General features: G+C 65.6%; 21 protein-coding genes. 16 read left to right on the forward strand and 5 right to left on the reverse strand.

Going from position 1 to position 26,849, the window contains the following annotated elements; translation table 11 throughout:
- Positions 1 to 136 precede the first annotated feature (136 nt).
- The 3 genes from ACFVTG_RS04555 (at position 137) to ACFVTG_RS04565 (ending at position 3,097) form a co-directional block, all read left to right on the forward strand.
- The gene (locus ACFVTG_RS04555; protein ID WP_390278466.1) at positions 137 to 1,291 is read left to right on the forward strand and encodes an ABC transporter substrate-binding protein; all 1,155 of its coding nucleotides are present in this window, start codon (positions 137 to 139) and stop codon (positions 1,289 to 1,291) included.
- A 116-nt stretch (positions 1,292 to 1,407) separates the two neighbouring features.
- Positions 1,408 to 2,145 (forward strand): ABC transporter ATP-binding protein, encoded by a 738-nt coding sequence (locus tag ACFVTG_RS04560; protein ID WP_284755378.1) that lies wholly within the window; start codon positions 1,408 to 1,410, stop codon positions 2,143 to 2,145.
- Complete coding sequence (locus ACFVTG_RS04565) at positions 2,135 to 3,097, forward strand: ABC transporter permease (RefSeq protein WP_390278469.1); 963 nt, start codon at positions 2,135 to 2,137, stop codon at positions 3,095 to 3,097. The genes ACFVTG_RS04560 and ACFVTG_RS04565 overlap by 11 nt, the downstream gene beginning before the upstream one ends.
- Positions 3,098 to 3,182: 85 nt before the next feature.
- Here the strand turns inward: ACFVTG_RS04565 and ACFVTG_RS04570 are convergent, their stop codons facing one another.
- Positions 3,183 to 4,745 carry an amino acid permease gene (locus ACFVTG_RS04570; protein WP_390278472.1) on the reverse strand — a complete coding sequence of 521 codons (1,563 nt, stop codon included), beginning with the start codon at positions 4,743 to 4,745 and terminating at the stop codon, positions 3,183 to 3,185.
- A gap of 410 nt (positions 4,746 to 5,155) precedes the next feature.
- On the opposite strand from ACFVTG_RS04570, the gene ACFVTG_RS04575 reads away from it, so the two are divergent.
- The 7 genes from ACFVTG_RS04575 to ACFVTG_RS04605 all read left to right on the forward strand — a co-directional run bounded on the left by ACFVTG_RS04575 (position 5,156) and on the right by ACFVTG_RS04605 (position 14,061).
- Entirely contained in the window at positions 5,156 to 6,703 is a 1,548-nt protein-coding gene (locus ACFVTG_RS04575; RefSeq protein WP_390278475.1) for a circularly permuted type 2 ATP-grasp protein, read from the forward strand.
- A gap of 45 nt (positions 6,704 to 6,748) precedes the next feature.
- Positions 6,749 to 7,675 (forward strand): alpha-E domain-containing protein, encoded by a 927-nt coding sequence (locus ACFVTG_RS04580; protein ID WP_284753277.1) that lies wholly within the window; start codon positions 6,749 to 6,751, stop codon positions 7,673 to 7,675.
- Positions 7,672 to 8,517: a transglutaminase N-terminal domain-containing protein gene (locus ACFVTG_RS04585; protein ID WP_390278478.1), complete on the forward strand. Its 846-nt coding sequence runs from the start codon at positions 7,672 to 7,674 to the stop codon at positions 8,515 to 8,517. Before ACFVTG_RS04580 ends, ACFVTG_RS04585 begins: the two co-directional genes overlap by 4 nt.
- Positions 8,518 to 8,645: 128 nt before the next feature.
- Positions 8,646 to 9,686, forward strand: coding sequence for an LLM class flavin-dependent oxidoreductase (locus ACFVTG_RS04590; RefSeq protein WP_284753280.1), 1,041 nt, complete (start codon positions 8,646 to 8,648; stop codon positions 9,684 to 9,686).
- Between the two features lie 79 nt (positions 9,687 to 9,765).
- Positions 9,766 to 11,022 (forward strand): uroporphyrinogen-III C-methyltransferase, encoded by a 1,257-nt coding sequence (cobA, locus tag ACFVTG_RS04595; RefSeq protein WP_390278481.1) that lies wholly within the window; start codon positions 9,766 to 9,768, stop codon positions 11,020 to 11,022.
- 98 nt (positions 11,023 to 11,120) lie between these two features.
- Positions 11,121 to 12,587, forward strand: a complete 1,467-nt coding sequence (locus ACFVTG_RS04600) for an FAD-dependent oxidoreductase (RefSeq protein WP_390278484.1) — start codon at positions 11,121 to 11,123, stop codon at positions 12,585 to 12,587.
- Positions 12,588 to 12,681: 94 nt separating this feature from the next.
- The gene (locus ACFVTG_RS04605) at positions 12,682 to 14,061 is read left to right on the forward strand and encodes a rhodanese-like domain-containing protein (protein WP_390278486.1); all 1,380 of its coding nucleotides are present in this window, start codon (positions 12,682 to 12,684) and stop codon (positions 14,059 to 14,061) included.
- Positions 14,062 to 14,235: 174 nt separating this feature from the next.
- Here ACFVTG_RS04605 and ACFVTG_RS04610 read toward each other — a convergent pair whose 3' ends face one another.
- The 3 genes from ACFVTG_RS04610 to ACFVTG_RS04620 form a co-directional block, all read right to left on the reverse strand.
- Positions 14,236 to 14,916 carry a FadR/GntR family transcriptional regulator gene (locus tag ACFVTG_RS04610; RefSeq protein ID WP_284753287.1) on the reverse strand — a complete coding sequence of 227 codons (681 nt, stop codon included), beginning with the start codon at positions 14,914 to 14,916 and terminating at the stop codon, positions 14,236 to 14,238.
- Positions 14,913 to 16,187 (reverse strand): MFS transporter, encoded by a 1,275-nt coding sequence (locus ACFVTG_RS04615; protein ID WP_390278490.1) that lies wholly within the window; start codon positions 16,185 to 16,187, stop codon positions 14,913 to 14,915. The genes ACFVTG_RS04610 and ACFVTG_RS04615 overlap by 4 nt, the downstream gene beginning before the upstream one ends.
- A gap of 154 nt (positions 16,188 to 16,341) precedes the next feature.
- Entirely contained in the window at positions 16,342 to 17,784 is a 1,443-nt protein-coding gene (locus ACFVTG_RS04620; RefSeq protein WP_390278493.1) for a PucR family transcriptional regulator, read from the reverse strand.
- Between the two features lie 144 nt (positions 17,785 to 17,928).
- Here ACFVTG_RS04620 and ACFVTG_RS04625 point away from each other — a divergent pair, with 144 nt between their 5' ends.
- Together ACFVTG_RS04625 and gabT are read left to right on the forward strand one after the other, a co-directional pair.
- Complete coding sequence (locus ACFVTG_RS04625) at positions 17,929 to 19,359, forward strand: gamma-aminobutyraldehyde dehydrogenase (protein WP_390278496.1); 1,431 nt, start codon at positions 17,929 to 17,931, stop codon at positions 19,357 to 19,359.
- Positions 19,360 to 19,463: 104 nt separating this feature from the next.
- The gene (gene gabT / locus ACFVTG_RS04630; RefSeq protein WP_306959036.1) at positions 19,464 to 20,828 is read left to right on the forward strand and encodes a 4-aminobutyrate--2-oxoglutarate transaminase; all 1,365 of its coding nucleotides are present in this window, start codon (positions 19,464 to 19,466) and stop codon (positions 20,826 to 20,828) included.
- A 125-nt stretch (positions 20,829 to 20,953) separates the two neighbouring features.
- Here gabT and rarD read toward each other — a convergent pair whose 3' ends face one another.
- The gene (gene rarD / locus ACFVTG_RS04635; protein WP_284753294.1) at positions 20,954 to 21,955 is read right to left on the reverse strand and encodes an EamA family transporter RarD; all 1,002 of its coding nucleotides are present in this window, start codon (positions 21,953 to 21,955) and stop codon (positions 20,954 to 20,956) included.
- Between the two features lie 186 nt (positions 21,956 to 22,141).
- On the opposite strand from rarD, the gene ACFVTG_RS04640 reads away from it, so the two are divergent.
- From ACFVTG_RS04640 to ACFVTG_RS04655, 4 genes are all read left to right on the forward strand, one after another.
- Positions 22,142 to 23,575: an FAD-dependent oxidoreductase gene (locus ACFVTG_RS04640; RefSeq protein ID WP_284753295.1), complete on the forward strand. Its 1,434-nt coding sequence runs from the start codon at positions 22,142 to 22,144 to the stop codon at positions 23,573 to 23,575.
- Between the two features lie 31 nt (positions 23,576 to 23,606).
- Positions 23,607 to 25,046: an amidase gene (locus tag ACFVTG_RS04645; RefSeq protein ID WP_390278500.1), complete on the forward strand. Its 1,440-nt coding sequence runs from the start codon at positions 23,607 to 23,609 to the stop codon at positions 25,044 to 25,046.
- Between the two features lie 32 nt (positions 25,047 to 25,078).
- Complete coding sequence (locus tag ACFVTG_RS04650; protein ID WP_390278502.1) at positions 25,079 to 25,351, forward strand: hypothetical protein; 273 nt, start codon at positions 25,079 to 25,081, stop codon at positions 25,349 to 25,351.
- 70 nt (positions 25,352 to 25,421) lie between these two features.
- Complete coding sequence (locus ACFVTG_RS04655) at positions 25,422 to 26,786, forward strand: GAF domain-containing protein (RefSeq protein ID WP_390278505.1); 1,365 nt, start codon at positions 25,422 to 25,424, stop codon at positions 26,784 to 26,786.
- Positions 26,787 to 26,849: the final 63 nt, after the last annotated feature.

Below are 26,849 nucleotides of genomic sequence, written 5' to 3' on the forward strand. Positions count from 1 at the left end.
TGAACGGCAAATATGACAGTCCCTATGGTGAATCCATGACCTCATCGGATTGGTCCTTGGCTGCCCTTTCGGGGCGATGTCGCAGGGCCTGATACACGCCCTGCCCGTTCCGCAACACATCCCAAGGATTCCCAACATGTCAAACACCCCAGAACCCACGCCGCCCGGCTCGAACCCGGGAACCACGCGCATCGTCGCGGGCGAGAGCAGCAAGCCCAAGCGCCGCCGCACGCTCGAGATCGGCATCGCCGTCGGGCTCGTCCTGCTGATCGGTGCCGGCGCCGCCGTCGCATCGGTCGTCGCGAAGAACAACGAAACCCAGGCCGCGGCCTCGACGTCGCCTGCCGCGGAGCTGCGGCTCGGCTACTTCGGCAACGTCACCCACGCCCCGGCGCTGGTGGGCGTGAGCAAGGGCATCATCGCGGGCAAGCTGGGCGGCACCAAGCTGAGCACCCAGATCTTCAACGCCGGACCGGCCGCGGTCGAGGCCCTGAACGCCGGCGCGATCGACGCCGCGTACCTTGGCCCCAACCCGGCCATCAACTCCTTCGTCCAGAGCAAGGGAGCGTCCATCAGCATCATCGCCGGCGCTGCCTCGGGCGGTGCGCAGCTGGTGGTCAAGCCCGGCATCAACACCGCGGCGGACCTCAAGGGCAAGACCCTCGCCTCGCCGCAGCTCGGCGGCACCCAGGACGTGGCGCTGCGGGCCTGGCTGGGCAAGCAGGGCCTGAAGACCAACCCGAACGGCGGGGGCGACGTCGCGATCAACCCGACGGACAACGCCCAGACCCTCAAGCTCTTCCAGGACGGAAAGCTCGACGGCGCGTGGCTGCCCGAGCCCTGGGCCTCGCGCCTGGTGCTCCAGGCCGGAGGCAAGGTGCTCGTGGACGAGAAGGACCTGTGGGACAAGGGACAGTTCCCCACCACGATCCTGATCGTGAGCAAGAAGTTCGCCGCCGACCACCCGCAGACCGTGACCGCCCTGCTCCAGGGCCACGAAGCCTCCGTCAACTGGCTCAACACCGCCTCGGCCGCGGACAAGGCCGCCGCGATCAACGCCGCACTGAAGGCGACCGCGGGCAGCACCCTGCCGGCCGACGTGATCGACCGCTCCCTGAAGAACATCACCTTCACCGTGGACCCGCTCGCGGGAACCTACAAGAAGCTCCTCCAGGACGGCGTCGACGCGGGCATCACCAAACCGGCCGACATCAACGGCATCTTCGACCTCCGCGCCCTCAACAGCGTGACCGGGCAGAAGACCTCCGCAGCCGGTCTCGGGCAGGAATAGCCCGCCAAGTCCCAACTGGCTCGCAATAGTTGTCGTTTTGAAGCCTCATAACGACAACAACTGCGAGTTAGTTGGGCGCACATTCACCAACGAAGCAATAAACGAAGGACGGGACCATGCCAGTCGTACTGGAACACCTGGGTAAACGCTTCGGCGACGGCGCCCCGGTGCTGGACGACGTCAACGCCACCATCCAGCAAGGCGAGTTCGTCGCCCTGCTCGGTGCGTCCGGCTGCGGCAAATCCACGCTGCTGAACATCCTCGCGGGGCTGGACCAGCCGACGTCGGGCGCCCTGGAGGTGCCCAGCGACGGCGCCGCCTTCATGTTCCAGGATTCGGCGCTGTTCCCGTGGCTCACTGCCCGCGGCAACATCGAACTCGCGCTGAAGCTCGCGGACAAGTCCGGCAGCCAGAGCAAAGCGTCCCGTGCTGCCCGTGCGGGCGAGTTGTTGGACCTCGTCCACTTGGGTGGCGCGGGGGACAAGCGCCCGCACGAGCTCTCCGGCGGCATGCGGCAACGCGTTGCCCTGGCCCGCGCCTTGGCCCAGGACCGGCAGCTGTTGCTCATGGACGAACCGTTCGCTGCCCTCGACGCCATCACCCGCGACCTTCTGCACGACGAGCTCGAGCGGATCTGGAAGGAAACCGGCCGCACCATCGTGTTCGTGACGCACAACGTGCGCGAAGCAGTCAGGCTCGGCCAGCGGGTCCTGCTGCTGTCCTCCCGTCCGGGACGGGTCGTGGCCGAGTGGGACGTCACCGAGGAACACCGGACCGACGCCGGCCGTGCCGGGGAACTGACTGGAACCATTACCCGCCGCCTGCGCGAGGAGATCCGCCGCCATGCCAATTGAACAAGAGACCCGGCTTGCAGGGGAAAGCACCGAAGGGGAGACTGCCGAGCAAGCTCCACAGTCCCGCCACATCACCTCGCCGTCACTGAAGGGAAACCCGGACGAGCTCCGGGACCTCGAAGCCGGCCTGGATAAGTTGCAGTCGGATGCCCACCGCAAGGCGCGCATCGACTGGGCCCGGATCATCCTCCCGATTGCGGCACTCCTGGTCCTCATCCTCGCGTGGCAGTTCTATGTCTCCCTCGGTTTCAAGCGCCGCGACCAAGTTCCCGGACCGCTTGATGTCCTGAGCCAGTTTGGTGCCCTCTGGGCCGAAGGCAGAGCCCAGGAAGCCATCTGGACCTCACTTCAGCGAGGAGTGATCGGTTTCCTCATCAGCGTCGCCGTGGCCACCCCGGTGGGCCTGCTCCTCGCTCAGGTACAGCCGCTGCGCCGTGCCTTCGGACCGCTCATTTCCGGTCTCCAGGTTCTGCCGTCCGTGGCCTGGGTTCCCGCTGCGATCATCTGGTTCGGGCTCTCGGACGGCACCGTGTACTTCGTCGTCCTGATGGGTGCCATCCCGTCCATCATCAACGGCCTGATCTCCGGCGTGGACCAGATCCCGCCGCAATACCGGAGCGTAGGCAAGGTCCTCGGGGCCTCGCGACTACAGATGGCCCTGCAGATCGTCCTGCCGGCGGCCCTCCCCGGGTACCTCGGCGGGCTCAAGCAGGGCTGGGCTTTCTCCTGGCGTTCCCTCATGGCCGCCGAAATCATCGCGGTGGGCGGCACCATCGGCTTCGGACTCGGTTCGCTCCTGGACCAGGGCCGCACCTTGTCCGACATGGCCACTGTCATGTCCGCGATCCTCGCGATCCTGTTTGTCGGCATCCTGATCGAGCTCCTGGTCTTCGCCCCGATTGAGCGCCGCCTCCTGCTGCGCCGCGGCCTGCTGGCGGGGAGCACGCGCTAAGCGCACCCCAACCTAACGCAAGGGCCCGACGGCGACTCCCGCCGTCGGGCCCTTCTCCTTTCGTCAGATCACAGCCGGGCAGGCGCTACCGGGCGGCGTCGATGGCGGGACGTTCAGCCACCACCGGGAACGGGCCGGTGTAGCCGGAGCGCTCCAGCGCAGCGCGGTAGATGCCCTTGCGCGCCGCGAACCAGCCGCCCACCAAAGCAGGAACAAGCACCACCAGGGATGCAAGTACCCAGCGCCCGGTGTCTGAGAAGCCCATGGTGACCAAGACGAAGAGCAGGAATGCGAGCGTCAGGTACGAGGTGAAGGGTGCGCCGAAGAGCCTGAAGGTCGGCCGTTCGAGCTTTCCTTCCTTCGCCCATTTCTGCAGTTTCATCTGGCAAAGCACAATGGTGGCCCAACCGCCGATGATGCCAAGGGCGGACACTTCCAGCACGATTTCGAAAGCTTCGGACGGGAACGCCGCGTTAAGTCCGACTCCGAGCAGGGTGATGACCGCGGTGAGAAGGATCCCGCCATACGGAACGCCATGGCTGCTCATCTTGGCCGTGAAGCCCGGGGCAGAGCCGTTGACGGCCATTGAACGCAAGATGCGACCCGTCGAGTAGAGGCCCGCGTTGAGGCTCGATAGCGCGGCGGTAAGGACCACGAAGTTCATGATCGAAGCGGACGTCGCGCCGGCATCCGGAGATCCAATGTGTGAGAAGAACGTGACGAAAGGCGATTCTCCGGCCTTGTAGGCGGTGAAAGGCAGGAGGAGCGAAAGCAAGAGCACCGATCCCACGTAGAAGATGCCGATGCGGAAGACCACCGTGTTTACGGCCTTGGGCATGACCTCCTTGGGCTTCTCCGTCTCGCCCGCGGCCGTACCCACGAGTTCGATCGCGGCATAGGCGAACACCACGCCGCTCACGGCCAGCAAGGGGGCAACGGCGCCCATGGGGAACATCCCGCCGCTATCCGCCATGACGCTGAAGCCCGTGGGGCCGATGTCCGTGTGGCCTCCGAACACGAGGAAGCACACGCCGATGATGAGGAACAGGACCAGCGCCGAAACTTTGATCAGCGCGAACCAGAATTCCATTTCGCCGAAAAGCTTGACGGACACGAGGTTCAGCGACAGGACCACGACGAGCGCCACAAGGGCGATCGCCCATTGCGGCACGGATTGCAGCGGCGTCCAGTAGGGCGCCCAGAACTTGACGTAAAGCGCGACGGCGGTGACATCCACCACCGAGGTCATGGCCCAGTTGAGGAAATACAACCAGCCCGCGGCGAAGGCCATCTTTTCGCCGTAGAACTCGCGGGCATAGGAAATGAAGGATCCCGACGATGGCCGGTGAAGGACGAGCTCACCGAGCGCCCGGAGAATGAGGAAGGCGAAAAAGCCACAGACCGCATAAACGAGGATCAGCGCCGGACCTGATCCATGGAGGCGGCCACCGGCTCCCATGAATAGTCCGGTTCCGATTGCGCCCCCGATGGCGATCATCTGGATTTGCCGCGGCTTGAGGGTTTTGTGGTACCCCGCGTCTTCGTTGGAAAAATCCTGGGTCGCAAGTGCAAGGTCGCCCGTGCGTTCCCGTTCGTTTTCAAAGTCTTCGGCTGGATCGTGATCCGGCCGAGGTATTCCGTTGGACATTATGGTCCCCCCGATTGATGGCTAATGCCGGGTCCGTTTGTTTGAAATGGTGCTTGGTGCCCGGCGCCCAACCCACGCTAGGTGCGGTGAGTTTCCCCGTTATTTCACGGCGGTTAAGTTACAAACGGCCAGATGCAGCGCTGTCCCCGCCTGCCGCAAAGCCTGTCGGACAGCCGGGTGTCTGGCTGTCCGACAGGCTTTTCAAGGCCTGGAAATCATTGAGTTTGCGCGGATTATTGCCGGGCAATTCCTGCGAGGAATGCTTTGAATCGCGCTAAACCCTTGCTTCACTGCCCTTTTCAGCCTCCGTTAAGTTGCTTTCTGGACTATGAATGATGTTTCACGACACGAAATGTATCCGCAATAAACAACCGCTTGACTCGGTAGCACCTATTGAGAGGGTGAGGGGAATGTCAGACCTGTTTGAAGATTACGGCCCCGCGGTCGAGCGCACCGGCGCGTACGACGAGATGTTCGCACCGGGTATGTTGGCGCGCGGCTCGTACAGTCACATCGCCGAGTCGCTGGGCCAGTTGACCCTTGCCGATGTAAGTGCGCGTGCGGAGTCGATGGCGCGGACGTTCCTGGACCGGGGTGTGACCTTCGATTATGCGGGGGAGGAGCGTCCCTTTCCGTTGGATATCGTGCCGCGGGTGATTCCGGCTGATGAGTGGGATGTCCTGGAGCGGGGTGTGGCGCAGCGGGTGCGGGCGCTGGAGGCGTTCCTGGACGATGTCTACGGGCGGATGGCGGTGGTCGCTGACGGCGTGGTGCCGCGGGCATTGGTGACGACGAGCGCGCATTTCCACCGTGCCGTGCACGGTTTCGAACCGGCCGGTGGCGTGCGGGTGCACGTGTCCGGTATCGATGTGGTCCGTGATGCGGCGGGCACCTTCCGGGTGCTGGAGGACAACGTCCGTGTGCCTTCCGGGGTGTCCTACGTGCTGGAGAACCGGCGGGCGATGGCGAAGGGTTTGCCGGAGGCGTTCGGGCAGCAGCACATCCGTCCGGTCGAGGAATACCCGCGCCGTCTGCTCTCGGCGTTGCGGAAGACGGCGCCGTCGGGGGTCGATGATCCCACCGTGGTGGTGTTGACCCCCGGTGTGTTCAACAGCGCCTACTTCGAGCACACGCTGCTGGCCGGGTTGATGGGTGTTGAGCTGGTTGAGGGCAGGGACCTGATCTGCCGGGGGAACCGGGTGTACATGCGGACCACGGCCGGTGAACAGCGGGTGGACGTGATTTACAAGCGGATCGACGACGAATTCCTGGATCCGCTGCAGTTCCGCTCCGATTCCATGCTCGGTTGTCCGGGGCTGGTGAACGCGGCCCGGGCGGGCGGGGTGACGATCGCGAACGCGGTGGGAAACGGGGTGGCCGATGACAAGCTGGTCTATTCCTACGTGCCGGACCTGATCAGGTACTACCTGCATGAGGAGCCGGTGATCGCGAACGTGGAGACGTTCCGGCTGGAGGAGAAGGAGGCCCGGGAGCAGGTCCTGGACCGGCTCGGGGAGCTGGTGGTCAAGCCGGTGGACGGGTCCGGGGGCAAGGGCCTGGTGATCGGTCCTGATGCGTCGGCCGAGGAGTTGGAGGCGTTGCGGAAGCGGGTGTTGGCGGATCCGCGGGGCTGGATCGCGCAGCCGGTGCTGCAGCTTTCCACCGTGCCCACGCTTTCGGGGGAGAAGTTCGGGCCCCGGCACGTGGACTTGCGTCCGTTCGCGGTCAACGACGGCGACGACGTGTGGGTGCTGCCGGGCGGGCTGACCCGGGTGGCCTTGAAGGAGGGCTCGCTGATCGTGAATTCCTCCCAGGGCGGCGGGTCCAAGGACACCTGGGTGCTTTCGGACTCCCCGCGGCTGCCCGCCGTCGAGCTGCCGCGGTCCGCGATCACGGTCCGGGAACAGGTCTCGGTCTGGCCCGTCGAAAGCAACTGGCGGGACGGGGCTGACCAGTGAATGAAGGTACCACCACATCAATCCGTAGCCACAGGAGGTAGAAACATGCTCAGCCGTATCGCTGAATCGCTGTTCTGGATCGGCCGCTATGTGGAGCGGGCCGACGGAACGGCCAGAATCCTGGACGTCCACCTCGAACGCCTCAATGGCCTGGGCGAAGACGAGCAGAACCGCGTCTCGAGGAACCTTCTGGCCCTGATGGGCTCTGACCCCGGGACGGAGGCCGTGACGCTGGATCGGCTCCTCAAATGCCTGGCCCATGACAAGGCGAACCCCACGTCCATCGCGGGATCGCTCTCCGCGGCCCGGGAGAACGCGAGGCGCGCCAGGGAAACGGTGTCGTCAAGCCTCTGGGAAGGACTGAACACCACCCACAACGGACTCAAGAAACAACGCAAGGACCTGGTGGGAACATACCGCTTCTGCCATTGGGTGCTTGAACGCACCGCCATGGTCTCCGGCTCTGCCGACTCGACCGTCAGCCACGATGACAGTTGGCTCTTCATGGTGTTGGGGCGTTCCCTGGAACGCGCCGATATGACGGCGCGTATGCTCTCCACAAGGGACTTGCTCTCCGGCAGCCTCTCATGGGTGAACATGCTCCACTGCGCCGGGGCCTACGAATCATTCCTGCGGAACCGGGGTGGATCCTCGGGAGACCAGGACGCTGCCGAATTCCTTCTCCTGGACAGGCTTTTCCCCCGCTCCATCGTGTACGCGCTGCGGGACGCCGAAGAGTGCCTTTCCAAGCTGGACCCCTCCGCGCAACGGGTGGGTTTCATCGACGACGCCCGGCGGGTGGTGGGGCAGGCCCGCACCTTCCTGGAGTTCCATCGCACGGACAATCTCCTTGAGGAACTGCCCGAGCACATGGACCGCGTGCAGAGGGCGGTCAGTCAAGCCTCCGAGGCCGTCTCCCGCAAATACTTCAACCAGGCCTCTGAACTCGAATGGATAGGGGAAGTCTCATGACCCGGCTCAGCATCGTGCACACCACGGCATACAAATACAAGAAGAGCGTGACCCGGTCCTACAACGAAGCGAGGTTGACGCCGTTGAGCGATGCCCAGCAGGTGGTGCTGGAATCCAGGCTGAAAGTGTCGCCGTCGCAGGCCGCCGTCGGGAGCTATCGGGATTACTGGGGTTCCCGGGTGAGCACGTTCGACATGCAGCACCGGCATGGCGAGATGAAAGTGACTGCGGTGTCCACCGTCGAGGTGGACCGCGGCGCCGGGCCGCCGTCGTCGGGACTTGGCTGGGACGAGATCAGATCCAGCACCACCACCGACGCCTTCAGCGAGTGGCTTGCGCCTTCTCAGCTCACGGCGATCGGCAAGGAGATCCGCAAGGCGGTGGCTGGTGTGGCGGCGGGCTTGGAACCGGCGGAAGCGGCCCCCGCCGTCATGGAATGGATGCGGGCCAACATGGAGTATGTCAAGGGAGTCACTAGCGTCACCACCAATGCCGAGCAGGTCTGGCAACAGCGCAAGGGGGTTTGCCAAGACCTGGCCCACCTCGGCATTGCGGCTTTGCGCAGCCTGGGCATTCCGGCGCGGTACGTGTCGGGCTACATCCACCCGGTCCCCGATGCGGCTGTGGGGGAGACCGTTGCGGGACAGTCCCACGCGTGGCTCGAGTGGTGGGACGGCGAATGGCGCAGCTGGGACCCCACCAACCACAAACCGGCCGGCAACCTCCACGTGACTGTCGCTCGCGGCCGGGACTACCGTGACGTTGCGCCGGTTCGGGGGATTCTTTCCGGCGGCGGAGGATCGGTCTTGAGCGTGCAGGTCCAGATCACCAGGCTCACCTGAGCGGGGCGCCAGCTGTCGAACGGGCCCGACGGTGACTCCCGCCGTCGGGCGCTTCTTCTTTCGGCAGGCGCGCCTCACCGTGAAAGCGCCCAAGGAATTCCCCGGCCCGCCCCGTGGTTGACGCGGGCATGAAACGAATCGGCTTTCTTTCCTTCGGCCACTGGGGACCCGTCCAAGGCTCGCGCACTCCTTCGGCCGGCGACGCCTTGCTCCAAGGGATCGACCTTGCGGTTGCGGCGGAGGAACTCGGCATCAACGGGGCCTTCTTCCGCGTGCACCACTTTGCGCGCCAGCAAGCCTCGCCGTTCCCCTTGCTGGCGGCCATCGCGGCCCGGACCAGCCGGATCGAAATGGGCACGGGCGTGATCGACATGCGCTACGAAAACCCGCTCTACATGGCAGAAGAGGCAGCAGCGACCGACCTCATCAGCCAAGGCAGGCTCCAGTTGGGCGTTAGCCGTGGTTCACCCGAGCCGGCCCTGCACGGCTCGCGATACTTCGGCTACGCACCCGCCGAGGGCGAGGACGACGCCGCGATGGCCCGACGCCACACTGCCGTCTTCCGGCATGCCATCGCAGGCCATGGAGTGGCCGAAGCTGATCCCTCCTTCATGGGCGGCGGACGCGGCCTCCTGCCGATCCAGCCGTCGTCGCCTGGGCTGCCACGGCGCATCTGGTGGGGCGCAGGCACCCGCAAGACGGCCGTCTGGGCCGCGGAACAAGGCATGAACCTCATGAGCTCCACCCTCCTCACCGAGGACACAGGGGTTCCCTTCGACCAGCTCCAGGCCGAACAGATCAGCATGTTCCGGGAGGCTTGGGCGGCAGCCGGACACGGTTTCGAGCCCCGTGTTTCGGTCAGCCGCAGCATCATTCCCGTGGTGGACGACGAGGACGAACACTATTTCGGGCTCCGTGCGCAGGTGGAAAACCGGGACCAGGTGGGCATGCTCGACGGTGCCCTGTCACGTTTCGGCAAGAGTTACGTCGGCGCGCCCGATGACTTGGCCGAGGACCTCGCGCAGGACGCCGCGGTCCAGGCTGCGGACACCGTGCTGATTACCGTGCCCAACCAACTCGGGGTGGAATACAACGCCAAGCTGCTGGGCAACATCGCCAAATACGTCGCCCCGGCGATCGGCTGGGAGGCCCCCGCCGAGCAAGCGTAATGTGACGCCGGGTTACCTAGCGTGAACTGGTGTTTCCGGACCTTTGAAGCATGTTACGGCCCGGCCCTACAGTTTTTTCATGGCAATACAGGACATCTACCCCACAGCCCTGCGGCTGCTCGGCCGCCCGGTGCTGGTGGTGGGCGGCGGACCAGTGGCTGCCCGACGCGCCAAAGGACTGCTCGACGCCGGCGCCCGGGTGACCGTGGTGGCCCCCGTTGCCTCTGACGCGCTCCGCGAACTCGCCGCCTCCGGCCTGCTCACGTGGGAGCCGCGCACTTACCTTTCCTCCGACGTCGACGGCGTCTGGTTCGTCCAGACGGCCACTGGCGTTGCCGCTGTGGACGCCCAGGTAGCAGCCGACGCCGCGGCGCAGCGCATCTGGTGCGTCAACGCCTCGGACCACGAATCCTCGGCAGCCTGGACGCCCGCCGTCGCCGTAGTCGACGACGTGAAGATCGCCATCAACGCCGGGGGAGACCCACGCCGTGCCATGGCCTTGCGCGACGCAGTTGCCACCGCACTTGAGACGGGAGACCTCCCGCTGCGCCGTCGTCGTGCCTCCACCGGAAGCGTCGCCCTCGTGGGTGGCGGCCCTGGTGACTCCGGACTCATCACCGTCCGCGGCCGTCGCCTCCTGGGCCAGGCCGACGTCGTCGTCGCGGACCGCCTCGGACCGCGCGGCTTGCTGCAGGAACTCGCTCCGGACGTCCGCGTGATCGAGGTCGGAAAGACCCCCGGCCACCACCCCGTTCCGCAACTGGAGATCAACCGGATCCTCGTGGAGGAAGCCCTGGCCGGCCACCGTGTGGTCCGGCTCAAAGGCGGCGACCCCTACGTCCTGGGCCGCGGCGGCGAGGAAGCCGAATTCTGCCGGCAGAACGGCGTCGAGGTTGAAGTGGTTCCCGGTGTGACCTCGGCGATTTCCGTGCCGGCGGCAGCGGGCATTCCCGTGACGCACCGCGGACTCGCAAAGGGCTTCAGCGTGGTGACAGGCCACGAGGAACTGTCCGAAGTCCCGGCCCGGCCCGACCACACCGTGATCCTGCTCATGGGAGTTGCCAAACTTCGCGAATCCGCCGCTGCCCTCGCGGAATCCGGAATGCCCTTGGACACGCCAGTAGGTATCGTAGAGAACGGCTACATGCCCGAACAGCGCGTCACGATCGGCACTCTGGCGACGATTGCCGATCAAGCCGAGGCCGCCGGCGTCGCAAACCCCGCAGTCATTGTGATCGGCGATGTGGTGCGTGTCAGCCCGTTTGCCCCCGAACATTTCAAGACCGCTGACTACAGCACCCTGAGCCCCAACAAGCCCCGCGTCGTTACCCCCTAGCCCCTCACCCAACTAGCTCGCAGTTGTTGTCGTTATGAGCCCTCAAAACGACAACGAATGCGAGCTAGTTGGGAAGCACACTGAAAAGGAACACAGCCGTGTCATCTAGCACCACCGTAGGAACCGCCGCACGTCCGCTGCGCGTCGCCGTCGTCGGCTCCGGCCCGGCCGGCGTCTACGCAGCTGACATCCTGACCAAGAGCGAGGCCGTCAAGAGCGGCGAGCTGACGGTCAGCATCGACCTCTTCGACCGCTACCCGGCCCCCTACGGCCTGATCCGCTATGGCGTTGCCCCGGACCACCCCCGCATCAAGGGCATCGTGAACGCCCTGCACAAGGTCCTGGACCGCGGCGACATCCGCTTCTTCGGCAACGTCGACTACGGCACGGACATCTCCATCGAAGACCTGCGCACGCACTACGACGCCGTCATCTTCGCCACCGGCGCCATCAAGGACGCGGACCTGAACATCCCCGGCATCGAACTGGAGGGCTCCTTCGGCGGCGCCGACTTCGTCTCGTGGTACGACGGCCACCCCGACGTTTCCCGCGAGTGGCCGTTGGAAGCCACCTCCGTGGCGGTCCTCGGCAACGGCAATGTGGCACTGGACGTTGCCCGCGTCCTCTCCAAGCACGCCGACGACCTCCTGGTGACCGAAATCCCGGACAACGTCTACGCCGGCCTCAAGGCTTCCCCGGTTACCGATGTTCACGTCTTCGGCCGCCGCGGTCCGGCGCAGGTGAAGTTCACCCCGCTGGAACTCCGCGAGCTGTCCCACTCCAAGGACGTGGACATCATCCTCTACGCCGAGGACTTCGAGTTCGACGAAGAGTCGGACCGCCAGATCCAGACGAACAATCAGACCAAGACCATGGTGGGCACCCTCACTAACTGGATCGCCGAGCAGCCGGAGGACCTCTCCGAGCTCAAGGCCTCCCGCCGCCTGCACCTGCACTTCCTGCACAGCCCGGTGGAGATCGTCGACTCGGCAGAGAACCCGGGCAAGGTTGCCGCGATCAAGTTCGAGCGCACCGAACTGGACGGCACGGGCAACGCACGCGGTACCGGCGAGATCGTCGACTACCCTGTCCAGGCCGTATACCGCGCCATCGGCTACTTCGGCTCCGCCCTGCCGGATGTCGAGTTCGATCACCGGCGCGGGGTCGTCCAGAACGACGGCGGCCGCGTGCTGGACGCTTCCGGCGAGCACGTTCCGGGCTTGTACGCAACGGGTTGGATCAAGCGGGGCCCCATCGGCCTCATCGGCCACACCAAGGGTGACGCACTGGAGACGGTCACGTACCTCCTGGAAGACCGCGAAAACCTGCCGCTCGCCTCCGTTCCCGAGGCGGACGCCGTCGTCGAACTTCTGGACGCCCGCGGCGTGAAGTTCACCAGCTGGGAAGGCTGGCTGGCCCTGGACGCCCACGAGCTCGCTTTGGGTGCCGCCGCTTCCGACGCCGGCACCTCGCACGGCGTCGAGGTCCAGCGCGAACGCATCAAGGTTGTGCCGCGTGAGGACATGGTGGACATCTCGCGCGACGGCGTAGCCGCACAGGTCTAGTTCTACAACGCGGGGTCACTTAGCGCCCATCCGGAGCATCGGAATGGGCGCTAAGTGACCCCGCGTTGCGCGTTTTCGGGGCTAAACTCTCCGCATGGACGTCGTGGTCATTGAAACCACCCCGCTGGGGGACCGCAGCTACCTCGTTCATGACGGCACGGTGGCGCTCGTGATCGACCCCCAGCGTGACACCGACCGCGTCGAAACAGCAGCTCGTGCTGCGGAAGTGGCCATCACGCACGTCGCTGAGACCCACCTCCACAACGACTACCTCACGGGTGGCCTCATCCTCGCCCGTGACCACGGCGCCCGCTACTTGGTGAATGCCGCGGACAACGTGGCGTTTGAGCGTGAGCCGATTGTTCCGGGGCAGGCGTTCAAGGTAGGCCGGCTTTCAGTCAAACCGGTGGCCACTCCGGGCCATACGCACACGCACCTGGCCTATGTCGTTTCGGACCTCGACCCCGGGGCGGGCGTCCGGCAAGCGGTGTTCTCCGGTGGCAGCCTGCTCTACGGTTCGGTGGGCCGGACGGATTTGATTGGCCCGGACGATACTGCTGGACTGGCTCGTGACCAATACGCCTCGGTTCGGAGGCTCGTAGCTGAGTCAGCACCGGACGCGATCCTGTATCCCACCCATGGCTTCGGTTCGTTCTGCTCCATCGGTCCCGCGAGCAGGATCCCCGCATCGACGATCGGGGAGCAGGTCGCCACCAATCATGCGCTCACCGACCCGGACGAAGACCACTTTGTCAGGCACCTCCTGGCGAATATCACGGCCTACCCGAGCTACTACGCCCACATGAGTCCGCTCAACGCCCTGGGCCCGGGGCCCGCGTTGCTGGAAGTCCCGGAATCGGTGGAATCCGCTGAGCTGGAGCGCAGGCTCGAGGCCGGGGAATGGGTGGTGGACCTGCGCAACCGGGTCGCATTCGCTGCGAGCCACCTGCGCGGCAGTGTGGCCTTTGAATACGGGTCGGGATCGAGCTTCACGAGCTACCTTGGTTGGGTCCTGCCATGGAACCAGCCGCTGACCCTGCTCGGCGCCCATGACGACGTCGAAAAGGCCATTCGCGACCTCGCGAGGATCGGGATCGACTCCCCGGATACCGCCGTCGGCGAGGATCCCGGGGCTCTGGCACCAGGCGCATCCGTGGTGCAGTATCCGATCAGCGGCTGGGCGGGGCTGGTGCGGGACCGGGCCCCGGGTGAAACGGTCCTGGACGTACGCCGAACCGAAGAATTTGGCGCCTCCCATGTGTCCGGGGCAGTGAATGTTCCGCTTCACGAGCTTCTGCTCCGGCTGGACGAGTTGCCGATGGCGAGGATCTGGGTGCATTGCACTTCCGGCTACCGGGCCAGCGTCGCCGCAAGCCTGCTGCATCGTGCCGGCCGCAGCGTAGTGCTCATCGACGCACTCTTCCGCGAGGCGGCTAATGCCGGCGTCGAGCTGACAAGCTCCGCTCCGGCCTAAACCGCCCGGCCCACTGCAGACGCTCGCTCACCTATGGGGTGTTTCCGGCGGACGGTCGCTCACATGATGTGAGCGGGCGTCGGGGAAAGCCGGTCAGATGTGAGCGAGGGTCGGTCAAAACCGCGATAGATGTGAGCGAGCGTCGGGGGAAAGCCGGTCGGATGTGAGCGAGCGTCAGTTGTTGAGCCATTCCGCGGCGAAGTCCAGGTTGCGGTACACGCTCGCGACAGCGGCGGCCTCGTCGCGTGCCTCGATGGCGTCCGCGAGCTCGTCGTGGCCCTCGTGGGGGATGCCGTTGAAGCCGGCCTTGCGTTGTTGGCGCAGGAGATCGTCGTGGAAGACCCCGCCGAAAGACACATACAACTGGTGCAGCAACGGGTTGCCCGAAGCCAGGGCCACTCGCTCGTGGAAATCCCAGTCCGCTCGGGCCCAGGCGGGGTAGTCGGCCGCGAGCCAGGCGTCGTGGCGTACTTGGAGAAGGGCCCGCATGGCGGCGATGTCCTCGGCGGTGGCATGCTTCGTTGCCAGTCGGGCGGCTTGGGTGTCGAGCCCCACCCGGACCTCGACGACATGCTCCTGCGTATGTTCCTTGTACATTCGTTGGGCCGCGCCGGAGATCTCGCTCGTGGCCCGGACATAGGTGCCGTCACCGCGGCGAACCTCCAACATGCCGCTGTGCGCCAACGCTTTGATGGCTTCGCGGAGCGTCCCTCGCGAGACTCCGAGCGAGGCCATGAGTTCCGGCTCGGCCGGAATCTTCTCCTGCAGGGGCCACTCCCCGGACTGGATCATGCCGCGCAGCTGGCGGGTGACCTCATCGGCCAGGACGGGACGGTGCGAGGGGACCAGGCTCATGCCACGGGCCTTGGTCCGGCCTTGATCGGCGTCCGCTTGCTGGTCAACTGGTGGCAGGTGACCATGAGGGCCAGGGCAACCGCGGCAAGGAGCGCCAAGGGGAGCGTCCAAGCACCGGTGGCACTATGGAGCAGGCCCATGCCGAACGGACCCAACGCCGCAATCAAGTACCCCACGGACTGGGCGACGGTGGACATGGCGGTGGTCTCCGCCGTCGTACGCCCGCTGCGGCTGATGATCACCAGGACCAGGGGGAAGATGCCCAGCCCGAAACCGAACATCACGGCGGGAACCGCCGCTAGCGACGTCGGCAGCAACAGCATCGCCGGGATTGCCAGAAGGGTGGTTCCGCTTCCCAGGTACAGGGCGGGCCGCATCATGCCGGGCCGCGAGCCGATGACCAGGAGGATCATGCCCGCTGCCACCGAAACCAGCTGCATGAGCCCGAACTGAAGGCCGCTCTCTGAAGCGCTGAGTCCTTGGCTCGTCAGGATGTAGGCGAACCAGCTCATCACGGCATACGCAAGGAGGGCCTGCAACGTGAAGATGGAAGTGATGAGGAATCCCAGCCGGGTGCGCAGGAGGGGCCACATGGACACGCGCTCCTGGCTGGCCTTGCGTGAACGGCGATGGGTGTGGAGGACCATCGGGAGGAAGCCGAGAAGTGCTGCGACTCCGAGGATGCCCCACGCGGCCAGGCCCATCGACGGTGAGCCCAGTTGCTGGGCCAAGGGCACGCTGACTGCCGCAGCGAAGGTGGCACCGCCGGACATCGTGAAGGTGTAGAGGCCGGTCATCATGGATGTCTTGCTCGCATAGTGCTCCCGGATGTACGACGGCATGGCCACGTTGCACACCGCGAGGCCGGACATCGCCAGCACTGTTCCGGCGAGGAGGGCGCCGGTCGCGGGGACGCTCCGCACCAGGAGACCGGCGGCCAGCATGGCCAGCGCCACGAAGATCGACTTCTCGACGCCGATCCGGCGCGACAGCCACGAGGTGCCCAATCCTGCGACGGCGAAGCACAGCAAGGGGATGGACGGAAGAATCGACGCGACGAGCGCCCCGTAGCCGAGGAATGCCTGCAAATCGTGGAACAGTGCCGCCGCGCTGGTGATGCCGGCGCGCAGGTTCAGACCGATCAGGATGACGGCGATGATCCCGACGACGGCGACCACCCGGGATTTCGGCGCCACCGTACCGCCGGTGGTGGGCACAGTTGTTGCTTGCGTTGCTTGCGTTGCGTGGGGAGTCGGGTGAGTCGAGGCCATGCTTAAAGGTTAGACGTTTGACGTTTGCTGCGCGAACTTTTGTGGTGAATCTCTCCACGCTGCGCGGGGAGCCCAACTGACTCGCACTTAATGTCGTTTTCAGCCCCGAAAACGACAACAAATGCGAGCTAGTTGGGCCGGCGGCGAAGAATCCTCAGCGCGGGTTGCGCGCTCCCAGCCGTTGCACGGCGAGGGCAAGCCACAGCTGCACCCGGTCCGGCGTCTGGGCGGGGTCGTAGCCGGTGAGGTCGGTGATTTGGGCCAAGCGGTAGCGCACGGTGTTGCGGTGCAAGGTCAGGGCTTCGGCGACGGCGGCCACAGAACCGTTGTGGTTGAGGTAGCTTTCCAGGGTCGAAACGAGCTCGGAACCGTGGGTGGCGTCGAACTTGCGCAGGGGAGTGAGGGCCTCGCTGGCCATGTCGGCCAACGGCACATCCTCGCTTGCCAGCAACAGCGACGTCAGGCTGAGCCGCTCAGGTTCGTTGACCGGCAGGCCGTGCGCCACGGCGTCGCGCGCTTCGAAGTAGCTCCAGCGCACGCCGTTCGGCTTGGTGTACGCGCCGCCGATCCCGATCACCGCATGGATCCCCGCTTCCAAAAGGTGGTCGCTGAGGTCCTTGGCGAGCGCGCTCGCGGAACTGCCGTCGTCGGGCACTACCGTCACCAGGTCCTTCCCGACGACGGCGGTCACCCCGCCGTCGAGCGACTGCGGTAGCGATGTGCTGCTGAGTTGTTTGTGGTGGGCGGCAGAGACCACCAGAAGCACCACGTTCTTGCGCGTGCTGTTGATTCCGACGCCGGCCAGGCGGCGGGCGCCCTCCACGCTGTCCAGGGTTCCGTGGATGACATCGTCCAGCACCTGGCCCGCCAACGCCCGCTGGCTCTGGCGCTGCTTGACCATGTTGTTGAGTTCCACGCTGATCAGGTTCTGGGCGTAACTGACAATTCCGGTGTCGCCGAAGGGTTGCTTGATCCAGAGGGTGCACGCGTCGCGGCGGCCTGTCGGGATGGGGAAGGACGCCCATTCGTCAGCCGTCGGCGCGGGGCTGCCGGCCACACTGTTGTAGAGCTGGGCGCTGAACTGCGTGAGCGCGATGTCGGACCGGAGCATGCTGCCCAACTGTTTGAGCAATTCGCCAAGCCCGCCGCCGGTCAGCAGGGCCCGGGCCAGGATCTGGTGGCCGGCGATGAGGCGCTCCAGCTTGGAGTAGTGGTCTGCTGATTGGGAGTCGGCCACGAGTTTGCCGATGGCGATGAAGGGGGTCTCGTAGGGGACTTCCACGAGGGGAAGGCCCCAGCGGTTCGCCTCCGCGATGAGGGCCGGGGGCACGGACTCGTGGGTCAGTCCGGTGCCGAAGCCGATGCCAACGGCTCCCGCGCGCTGGACCTGGCGCACGAAGCGGCGTTGTTCAGCTGCCCCGTTGAGCCTGAGCCCGGTGGTCAGGATCAACTCGCCGCCATTGAGGAAGCGTTGGGGATCCTCCTGCTCGGTCACGGCCACCCAGCGGATATCTTCGTTCCAGGTGGTTTCCGCGAGGCCGGCTTTGCGGAGCCGAAGGGAGGGGACGGCGACGAGCGCGGCGAGTGACATTGCCATGCCAAAAAGGATATCCCCGCACTGGTCATTCGCACTAAGTCGGGGTGGTCGGGGTGTGCACCTGACTATTCCGCGTCGCGGGGTGCTGGCATAGGCTCGGAGCAGCTGCAACCAATGCCTAGACACCGAAAGAGGTTGTACACCGTGGTCCAAACCTTGCAGAACTTCATCAACGGCGAGTTCGTCACGCCGGCAGGCACCGAACTGCTCGACATCGTGAACCCCACCAACGGGGAGATTGTGGCCCATGCGCCCATCTCCACGGCGGCCGACGTCGATGATGCCATGAACGCGGCGAAGGAAGCCTTCAAGTCTTGGAAGCATGTCACGCCGGGCCAGCGCCAGCTCATGCTGCTCAAGCTCGCTGATGCCATCGAGGCCAACAGCGACGAGCTCGTTGAGGCGCAGCACCGCAACACCGGCCAGGTCCGCGCCCTCATCGCGTCCGAGGAAGTTGCCGCTGGCGCAGACCAGCTTCGCTTCTTCGCGGGCGCGGCGCGCATCATGGAAGGCAAGTCCGCCGGCGAGTACTTCGAGGGCCACACCTCGTACGTCCGCCGCGAACCGATCGGCGTCGTGGCCCAGGTTGCACCGTGGAACTACCCGTTCCTCATGGGCATCTGGAAGATCGGGCCCGCCCTCGCCGCAGGCAACACCGTTGTCCTTAAGCCCTCCGACACCACTCCGGAATCCACCTTGGTCCTGGCACGTCTTGCGGGGGAGATCTTCCCGGCCGGCGTCCTCAACGTGGTCCTCGGCAACGGGGCCACAGGCTCCATGATGGTCGAGCACAAGGTCCCGGGCCTCGTCTCGATCACCGGTTCCGTCCGTGCCGGCATCGCAGTGGCGAGCGGAGCGGCCAAGGGCCTCAAACGTGCCCACCTGGAGCTCGGCGGCAAGGCCCCGGCGATCGTCTTCAAGGATGCCGACATCAAGAAGAGCGCAGCGGCCATCGCCGAATTCGCCTTCTTCAACGCCGGCCAGGACTGCACGGCCATCACCCGCGTGCTGATCGAGGACTCCATCCACGACGACATGGTTGCCGCCATGGTGGAGCACACCAAGACGCTGCACACCGGTTCGCAGAACGACGACGAGAACTACTTCGGCCCGCTCAACAACGTGAACCACTTCAACGCCGTGAACTCGGTGGTCGAGCACCTGCCGGCCAACTGCAAGATCGAAACCGGCGGCCACCGTGCGGGTGACAAGGGCTTCTTCTTCGAGCCCACCATCATCACCGGCGCCAAGCAGACTGACGACGTCGTGCAGAAGGAAACCTTCGGCCCCGTCATCACCGTCCAGAAGTTCACCACCGAGGCCGAGGCACTCGAGCTGGCCAACGACGTCGAATACGCCCTGGCCTCCAGCGTCTGGACCACGGACCACGGCACCGCCATGCGGATGAGCCGCGACCTGGACTTCGGCGCGGTCTGGATCAACACCCACATCCTGCTGACCGCTGAAATGCCGCACGGCGGCTTCAAGCAGTCCGGTTACGGCAAGGACCTATCCATGTACGGCGTCGAGGACTACACGCGCATCAAGCACGTGATGAGTGCGCTGGACTCCTAATCCCCACCGGCACCCTAACCTCGCTCCGCTTCGGCCAGGGAACCCTGCCGGCGTGGCCCCTTAGCCGGCACACGGCACGCATTAGTTAGAAAGAAAGAACCATCATGACCGCAACAGCACATGAAATCACTTACCGCCTGGACCAGAAGCGCAGCATCAACGGCGCCTTCCCCGGTCCCAAGTCCCAGGCCCTGAACGAGCGCCGCGCGGCCGTCGTCGCCGCCGGTGTGTCCTCGGGCGTGCCGGTTTACGTTGAGGACGCCGACGGCGGCATCATCCGCGACGTCGACGGCAACTCCTTCATCGACCTCGGCTCCGGCATCGCCGTGACCAGCGTGGGCGCCTCGGATCCGGCCGTCGTCGCCGCTGTCCAGGACGCCGCAGCGCACTTCACCCACACGTGCTTCATGGTCACCCCGTACGAGGGCTACGTCGCCGTGGCCGAGCAGCTGAACCGCCTCACTCCGGGCGACCACGAGAAGCGCACCGTGCTTTTCAACTCCGGCGCCGAGGCAGTGGAGAACGCCGTCAAGGTGGCTCGCCTGGCAACCGGCCGTGACGCCGTCGTCGCTTTCGACCACGCCTACCACGGCCGCACCAACCTGACCATGGCACTCACCGCCAAGGCCATGCCGTACAAGACCAACTTCGGCCCGTTCGCGCCCGAGGTCTACCGCATGCCGATGAGCTACCCGTTCCGCGAGGAAAACCCGGAGATCACCGGTGCCGAGGCCGCCAAGCGCGCCATCACCATGATCGAGAAGCAGATCGGCGGCGACCAGGTTGCCGCGATCATCATCGAGCCGATCCAGGGCGAGGGCGGCTTCATTGTCCCGGCCGAAGGCTTCCTGCCGGCACTGTCCGCATGGGCCAAGGAAAAAGGCATCGTCTTCATTGCCGACGAGGTCCAGTCCGGTTTCTGCCGCACGGGTGAATGGTTCGCCGTCAACCACGAGGGTGTTGTCCCGGACATCATCACCATGGCCAAGGGCATCGCCGGCGGCCTCCCGCTGTCCGCGATCACCGGCCGCGCGGACCTGCTCGACGCCGTCCACCCGGGCGGCCTGGGCGGCACCTACGGTGGCAACCCGGTTGCTTGTGCCGCAGCCCTTGCTGCGATCGGCACCATGGAGCAGCACGACCTCAACGCCCGCGCCCGCCATATCGAGGAAGTCGCACTTGGCCGCTTGCGTGAGCTCGCGGCTGATCCTTCTGCAGGCGGGGTCATCGGCGACGTCCGTGGACGCGGTGCCATGCTCGCGATCGAACTGGTCCAGGCCGGCTCCAAGGAACCGAACGCGGAACTGACCAAGGCCGTTGCGGCCGCGTGCCTCCAGGAAGGCGTGATCATCCTGACCTGCGGTACCTACGGCAACGTGATCCGTCTGCTGCCGCCCCTGGTCATCAGCGACGAACTGCTCCTGGACGGCCTCGAGGTCCTGGCAGCGGCCATCAAGGCCAACGCTTAGCCACAACCTTCAGGTGGACATGCCCACCTCTACGCACCAAGGATGGACATAGTGCGACTATGTCCATCCTTGGCGTTTAACGGGGGGCATGTCCCCTCGTGGGAGGGGGGCGAAGGGGACGTTGTTTAGGCCGCGCTGAGCCGTGCGCTTTTCCTGATGACCGAGTTCTTGCGTGCCGTGCGCAGCATGTCGAGGGTCAGGAGCAGCAGCGCCAGCCACACGATGCCGAAGCCCACCCAGCGGTCCGGCGTCATGGCCTCGTGGAAGACGGCAAGGGCCACGATGAACTGGAGGACCGGCGCGAAATACTGCAGCAGGCCGATGGTGGTCATGGGCAGTCGGCGCGCGGAGGCACCGAAGAACAGGAGCGGCACGGCCGTGATGATGCCTGAAGCCGCCAGCAGCCAGAAGTGGCCCGGGCCGTTGCTTCCCAAAGTTCCGGCTCCCGTGAGGCCGAGGACAATCATGGTGGCGCCGGCGATCGGAGCGAGGACCACGGTCTCCACCGTGAGGCTCGTGATGGCGTTGACCTTCGGCCCGACGCGCTTCTTCACGAAACCGTAGAGTCCAAAGCTGAACGCCAGGACGAGGGCGATCCACGGCAGCTTGCCATAGGAGACCGTCAGGACCCCGACGGCGATGAAGCCGATCCCGACGGCGGCCCACTGGAGCGGGCGGAGCTTTTCCTTCAGGACGAACACCCCAAGGAGCACCGACACGAGCGGGTTGATGAAGTAGCCGAGCGAGGCTTCGACCGCGTGTCCGGTGGTAACGCCGAAAGTGTAGGTCAGCCAGTTGATGGCGATCAGCCCGGCAGCTATGGCGAGCGGGCCGAGGACCGCCCGGTCCCTGAAGGCGTTGCCGAGGAGCCGCCATGCCCGGGTGATGGTAATGAGCAGGGCGCAGAAAATGAGGGACCACACCACCCGGTTGGCAACGATTTCCACCGCTCCTGCGGGGTGCAGCACCAGGAAGTAGAGCGGAAGCAGCCCCCACAAGCCGTACGCTCCGATACCGAAGACGACGCCCGCCGTCGTCTCCTTCTTTGCTTTGGCAGCAGCGGCGGAGGCTGCAGTTGAAGCGGCGGTGGCGGACGGGGCGGGCGCGGTTTGCTCGGGCGTAGACACAAAGTCAAGAACATCACATATTGCGAGGGTATTCCTGACCGTACGGCCGGAAAGTTATTGTGAATTTCCTCGCCCAGTTGTGTCACCTCCCGCCACGTACTGACACTCCGGCCACAACTGAGAACTAGAATTGGAAACTGCGCGCCCCACCACGCGGGGCGGATTCCCGTCTCAGAAGGGTTCACGGTGTCCAACTCGGCCGAAACCACCTCAAAACGTCCATTGCGCGTCGCCATTGTCGGCGCAGGACCGGCCGGCGTGTACGCCGCGGATATCCTGACCAAATCGAACGAGGTCAAGGATGGCGACGTCGAGGTCAGCATCGACCTTTTCGAGGCATACCCCGCGCCGTACGGCCTGATCCGCTATGGCGTGGCCCCGGACCACCCCCGCATCAAGGGCATCGTCAACGCGCTTCACAAGGTCCTGGACCGCGGAGACATCCGCTTCCTCGGCAACGTGACGTATGGCCGCGACCTCACCCTGCACGACTTCCGCTCCTTCTACGACGCGGTGATCTTCTCCACGGGGGCCATCAAGGACGCGGACCTGAACATCCCGGGAATCGAACTCGAAGGCTCCTTCGGCGGCGCCGACTTCGTCTCCTGGTACGACGGCCACCCCGACGTGCCCCGCGAATGGCCGCTGGATGCCAAGGAAGTAGCAGTCATCGGCAACGGCAACGTCGCGCTGGACGTGGCCCGCATGCTCTCCAAGCACGCCGACGACCTTCTGGTGACCGAAATCCCGGACAACGTCTATGCCGCCCTCAAGGCCTCCCCGGTCACGGATGTGCACGTTTTCGGCCGCCGCGGTCCGGCGCAAATCAAGTTCACTCCGCTGGAACTGCGCGAGCTCTCGCACTCCAACGACGTGGACATTGTGCTGTACCCCGAAGATTTCGAGTTTGACGAAGCCTCAGACGAAGCCATCCGCAGCAACAACCAGATCAAGACCATGGTCAACACGCTGACCAACTGGCTCGTCGAGGAACACGCGGAAGCTGAGCAGCCCTCGTCCCGCCGCTTGCACCTGCACTTCCTGCACAGCCCGGTGGAGATCATTTCGGAAGACGGTTCCGGGAAAGTCTCCAGCATCAAGTTCGAGCGCATGAAACTGGACGGCACGGGCAACGTCAAGGGCACCGGCGAGTTCGTGGACTATCCGATCCAGGCCGTCTACCGCGCCATCGGCTACCACGGTTCGCCGCTGGACGAGCTTGAGTACGACGCCCGCCGCGGTGTCATCCCGAACGACGGCGGGCGGGTGCTGGACGCCGACGGCAAGCCGGTACCCGGCATCTACGCCACGGGCTGGATCAAGCGCGGACCCGTCGGCCTGATCGGGCACACCAAGGGTGACGCGCTGGAGACCATCGGCTGCCTCCTGGAGGACCGCCTTACCCTGCCCCCGGCCGAAAACCCGGACCCGCAGGCCATCATCAACCTCCTGGAAGAGCGGGGCATCGAGTACACCACCTGGGAAGGCTGGAACAAGCTCGATGCGCACGAACTAGCCCTCGGCGCCGAATGGACCGCCGAAAACCCGGAGGCCGGCGTCGTACGCGAACGCATCAAGGTGGTTCCGCGCGAGGACATGATTGAGGTCTCCCGCGGCTAGCGGCACGTGACGCCCGGTCCTAAAATGAGCCATGGACGAGGAGCTCCGCTGGGCTGACGCCGTCGGGCAGGCAGAACTGGTGCGGAGCGGCGCGATCTCGCCGAACGAACTGCTCGACGCCGGCCGCGACCGTATCCGGCAGATCGATCCGGTCCTGCATTGCATCGTCGCGCACTTGGAACCCGGGACAGAAGGCCCGGCTCCTGACGCACCGTTTCCCGGGGTTCCCTTCCTCGTGAAGGACCTGTCCCTCGAGATCGCCGGAGCGCCCTTCAACGAAGGCTCCCGCTGGTTGAAGGACAACGTCTCACACCAGGACCAGGAGCTTGCGCGCCGGTACCGCAAAGCCGGACTTGCGATCCTCGGGAAGACCAACACTCCGGAATTCGGGCTCAGCCCGCATTGCGAGCCGGCCTTGCATGGTGCCACCCGAAACCCTTGGGACCTGGCGCTTTCCACGAGCGGCTCCAGCGGCGGGTCCGCCGCCGCCGTCGCCTCCGGAATGGTCCCCATGGCGCACGGAAACGATCTTGGCGGATCCCTGCGCTACCCGGCTGCTTGGTGCGGGGTTTTCGGGTTCAAGCCGACCCGCGGACGGGTTCCCATGGGTCCAGAGTATGGCGACGTGGCCGGGGGCTTCGCCGTGGAACACGCGCTGACCCGGAGCGTGCGCGATTCGGCGGCACTCCTCGACGCGACGGCCGGTCAGTCGCTCGGCGATCCCTATTGGGCGCCGCCCCAGGCCCGGCCCTTCCTGCTTGAGGCCGGCACTGTCCCCGGAAAGCTCCGCATCGCCGCAACCGCGACGCCCAACTCGGGGCAACAAGTGCATCCGGACTACGTTCGGGTGTTCGAGGAAACCGTGGAATTGCTCGCCGGGCTGGGCCACAGTGTCACCGAAGCGCACCCCGAGGGCCTAGGCAGGGCCGGGCACCGGGCGGTCAGGGCTGTCTACGGTGGCGCAATCGCGTGGATAGAGGCGTACTGGACGCAGCGGACGGGCAGGCCGCCGGAAGCCGGCGAGATCGAGCCGTTCACCGCGGCCGACTTCGAGCGCTCGCGGGCTGTGACGGGTGGCCAGTACCTCCTCGGCATGGAGGAATTGCAGCGTTTCAGCCGCCGCCTGGCTGGATTCTTCGAGGAATTCGACGTCTGGATGACACCCACCGTCGGCTGGCCACCGTTGCCTCTCGGAACGCTGAATGGAACCGAGGAAGAACCGCTGCGGGGCGAGCGCGAAGCCGGCCGCTTCCTCATGTTCGACGGCGAGTATGCCAACATCTCGGGCAACCCCGCCATGTCGGTGCCACTCGGAGCCGACTCGGCCGGCCTACCGGTGGGCATGTCCTTCCTTGGCCGTTTCGGGGACGAGGCCACGCTCTTTCGCTTGGCTGGCCAGCTCGAGAAGGCCGCACCCTGGGCGGACCGCAAACCCGACGCCCTCGCGCGGGCGTTGGCGGCCCCGCACTGAAGCTGAAGCAAGACAGGAGAGAAGCAATGTTCATGGGCGTCTACCATTTCGACGGGGATTCCGCTCAACTGCTGGAAGGCCACAAGCGCATGGTTGGCCTCCTGCCACCCGGCGCGTTGAAGATCCATGTATGTCTTTCCACCGAGGGCGGCATCTCGGTCTACGACACTTGCCCGGATAGGGCAACATTCGATCGCTTCAGCAGCGGCCACAGTTTCGCGGAACTCGTCGCGGAAGTTGGACTGCCCGAACCCCGGATCGAAGCGTTGGGCGAGGTCGAGTCGTACGAATTCCATCCGGAGTGAGCGGGTACACAAAGCCTCGCGTCGCAACTAGACTGGCCCGTACTGTGCTGCGCCCGGTTTTGGGAGTTCGATGAAGAATCCGATCCATCCGGCAGCCTCGGTCAATGACCCCGCCGAGCTGCTGCAGCATCATGCCCGGGCCGGGCACGAGCAACTGGAATCGTGGCGTTTCGGGCTTCCCGAGGCCACGGAGCTTCCGGGTCTACGCAGCCTGATCAAGGAATCCTGGCAGCGATCCGTGCAGCTCAAGGCGAACCCGGACCAACCCGAGGCGCCGCTGGTCATAGACCTCGACGAGCTCGAGGAATACCGGCGCCAACACCCGCTGGCCACCATCATGCCCGTCATCCAGAAGCTCCTCATCCAGCCCAGCTATGAGAGCGGGCTTCTGGTCGCCGTGGGGGATGAGCTGGGCCGCTTGCTGTGGGTGGACGGAAACCCCGCGATGCGACGCCGCGCCGAAGGCATGATGTTCGTGGCAGGCGCGGACTGGTCCGAAGGCGCGGTCGGCACGAGCGCGCCCGGCACGGCGCTCGCCTTGGGCCGCGGCATCCAGATTTCCGGCGCCGAGCACTACAAACGCTCCGTCCACCCGTGGAGTTGCACCGCCGTGCCTTTCCATGACCCTGACTCCGGGGCCCTGCTCGGCGTCGTCGACATCACAGGCACGGAAGCCGCCGTCGCACCCCACACGCTTTCCCTCGTTGAAGCAACTGTGGCGGCTGCGCAGGCGCAATTGCGCGTGGAGAGGCTCCAGCTCGCGGCAACTAAGCACTCTGCGCCTGCCCGACGTCGGAACTCGCCCTCCGCGGTCGGCTCACGCCAGGGGACCGGACTGTATCGGAACAGCCTCCAGTTGCTCGGCCGGGACCAGGCCTTGTTGAGCATGGGAGGGCGCAGCATTCCGCTGTCCGCGAGGCACAGCGAGATCCTGGCCTTGCTGGGGACCCGTCCCGAGGGGCTCAGCGCCGAGGAACTCGCCCTGGCCCTGTATCCGGGGGACGGCTCAAGCGTGACATTGCGGGCCGAAATGGTGCGCCTGCGGAAGGTACTCCACGAGCTCGACCCAGCTGCGGTCCCGGAATCCCGCCCGTACCGGCTCCCGATCGACCTCGGCCAGGATGCGGCCCAGGTTCTCTCCTGCCTGCAGCGGGGAGCCCACCGCATCGCGCTGGAGATCTACAAAGGCGCCGTCCTTCCGCATTCGGAAGCGCCCGGCATTGTGGAGCTCCGCGAAAAGGTCTCGGCGCTCTTGCGCGAGGCGGTCCTCAACGACGGCAGTGCCGAGGCGCTGCTCAAGTATGCCGGGCTGCCTGAGGCGAAGAACGACGTCGACGTCCGGCTTGCCGCGCTCAGGCTCCTGCCGCCGCGTTCGCCCAAGCGGGCCGCCGTCGTCGCCGAGCTTGAACGCTTGGAAAGCGAACTGTCGGCCTGAGGTTGGCCTCTCGTGTGGCACTCGGGAAATACGGAGTTTCGGCCCGTATCGTAGAACCGAGCC

The organism is Arthrobacter sp. NPDC058127, from assembly GCF_042884555.1.
Classification (GTDB): domain Bacteria; phylum Actinomycetota; class Actinomycetes; order Actinomycetales; family Micrococcaceae; genus Arthrobacter.

Excerpts from the sequence above, each read along its gene's own strand:
- ACFVTG_RS04555 (WP_390278466.1), top strand. The coding sequence starts at position 137 with ATGTCAAACACCCCAGAACCCACGCCGCCCGGCTCGAACCCGGGAACC.
- ACFVTG_RS04560 (WP_284755378.1), top strand. The coding sequence starts at position 1,408 with ATGCCAGTCGTACTGGAACACCTGGGTAAACGCTTCGGCGACGGCGCC.
- ACFVTG_RS04565 (WP_390278469.1), top strand. The coding sequence starts at position 2,135 with ATGCCAATTGAACAAGAGACCCGGCTTGCAGGGGAAAGCACCGAAGGG.
- ACFVTG_RS04570 (WP_390278472.1), bottom strand. The coding sequence starts at position 4,745 with ATGTCCAACGGAATACCTCGGCCGGATCACGATCCAGCCGAAGACTTT.
- ACFVTG_RS04575 (WP_390278475.1), top strand. The coding sequence starts at position 5,156 with ATGTCAGACCTGTTTGAAGATTACGGCCCCGCGGTCGAGCGCACCGGC.
- ACFVTG_RS04580 (WP_284753277.1), top strand. The coding sequence starts at position 6,749 with ATGCTCAGCCGTATCGCTGAATCGCTGTTCTGGATCGGCCGCTATGTG.
- ACFVTG_RS04585 (WP_390278478.1), top strand. The coding sequence starts at position 7,672 with ATGACCCGGCTCAGCATCGTGCACACCACGGCATACAAATACAAGAAG.
- ACFVTG_RS04590 (WP_284753280.1), top strand. The coding sequence starts at position 8,646 with ATGAAACGAATCGGCTTTCTTTCCTTCGGCCACTGGGGACCCGTCCAA.
- cobA (WP_390278481.1), top strand. The coding sequence starts at position 9,766 with ATGGCAATACAGGACATCTACCCCACAGCCCTGCGGCTGCTCGGCCGC.
- ACFVTG_RS04605 (WP_390278486.1), top strand. The coding sequence starts at position 12,682 with ATGGACGTCGTGGTCATTGAAACCACCCCGCTGGGGGACCGCAGCTAC.
- ACFVTG_RS04610 (WP_284753287.1), bottom strand. The coding sequence starts at position 14,916 with ATGAGCCTGGTCCCCTCGCACCGTCCCGTCCTGGCCGATGAGGTCACC.
- ACFVTG_RS04615 (WP_390278490.1), bottom strand. The coding sequence starts at position 16,187 with ATGGCCTCGACTCACCCGACTCCCCACGCAACGCAAGCAACGCAAGCA.
- ACFVTG_RS04620 (WP_390278493.1), bottom strand. The coding sequence starts at position 17,784 with ATGGCAATGTCACTCGCCGCGCTCGTCGCCGTCCCCTCCCTTCGGCTC.
- gabT (WP_306959036.1), top strand. The coding sequence starts at position 19,464 with ATGACCGCAACAGCACATGAAATCACTTACCGCCTGGACCAGAAGCGC.
- ACFVTG_RS04645 (WP_390278500.1), top strand. The coding sequence starts at position 23,607 with ATGGACGAGGAGCTCCGCTGGGCTGACGCCGTCGGGCAGGCAGAACTG.
- ACFVTG_RS04650 (WP_390278502.1), top strand. The coding sequence starts at position 25,079 with ATGGGCGTCTACCATTTCGACGGGGATTCCGCTCAACTGCTGGAAGGC.
- ACFVTG_RS04655 (WP_390278505.1), top strand. The coding sequence starts at position 25,422 with ATGAAGAATCCGATCCATCCGGCAGCCTCGGTCAATGACCCCGCCGAG.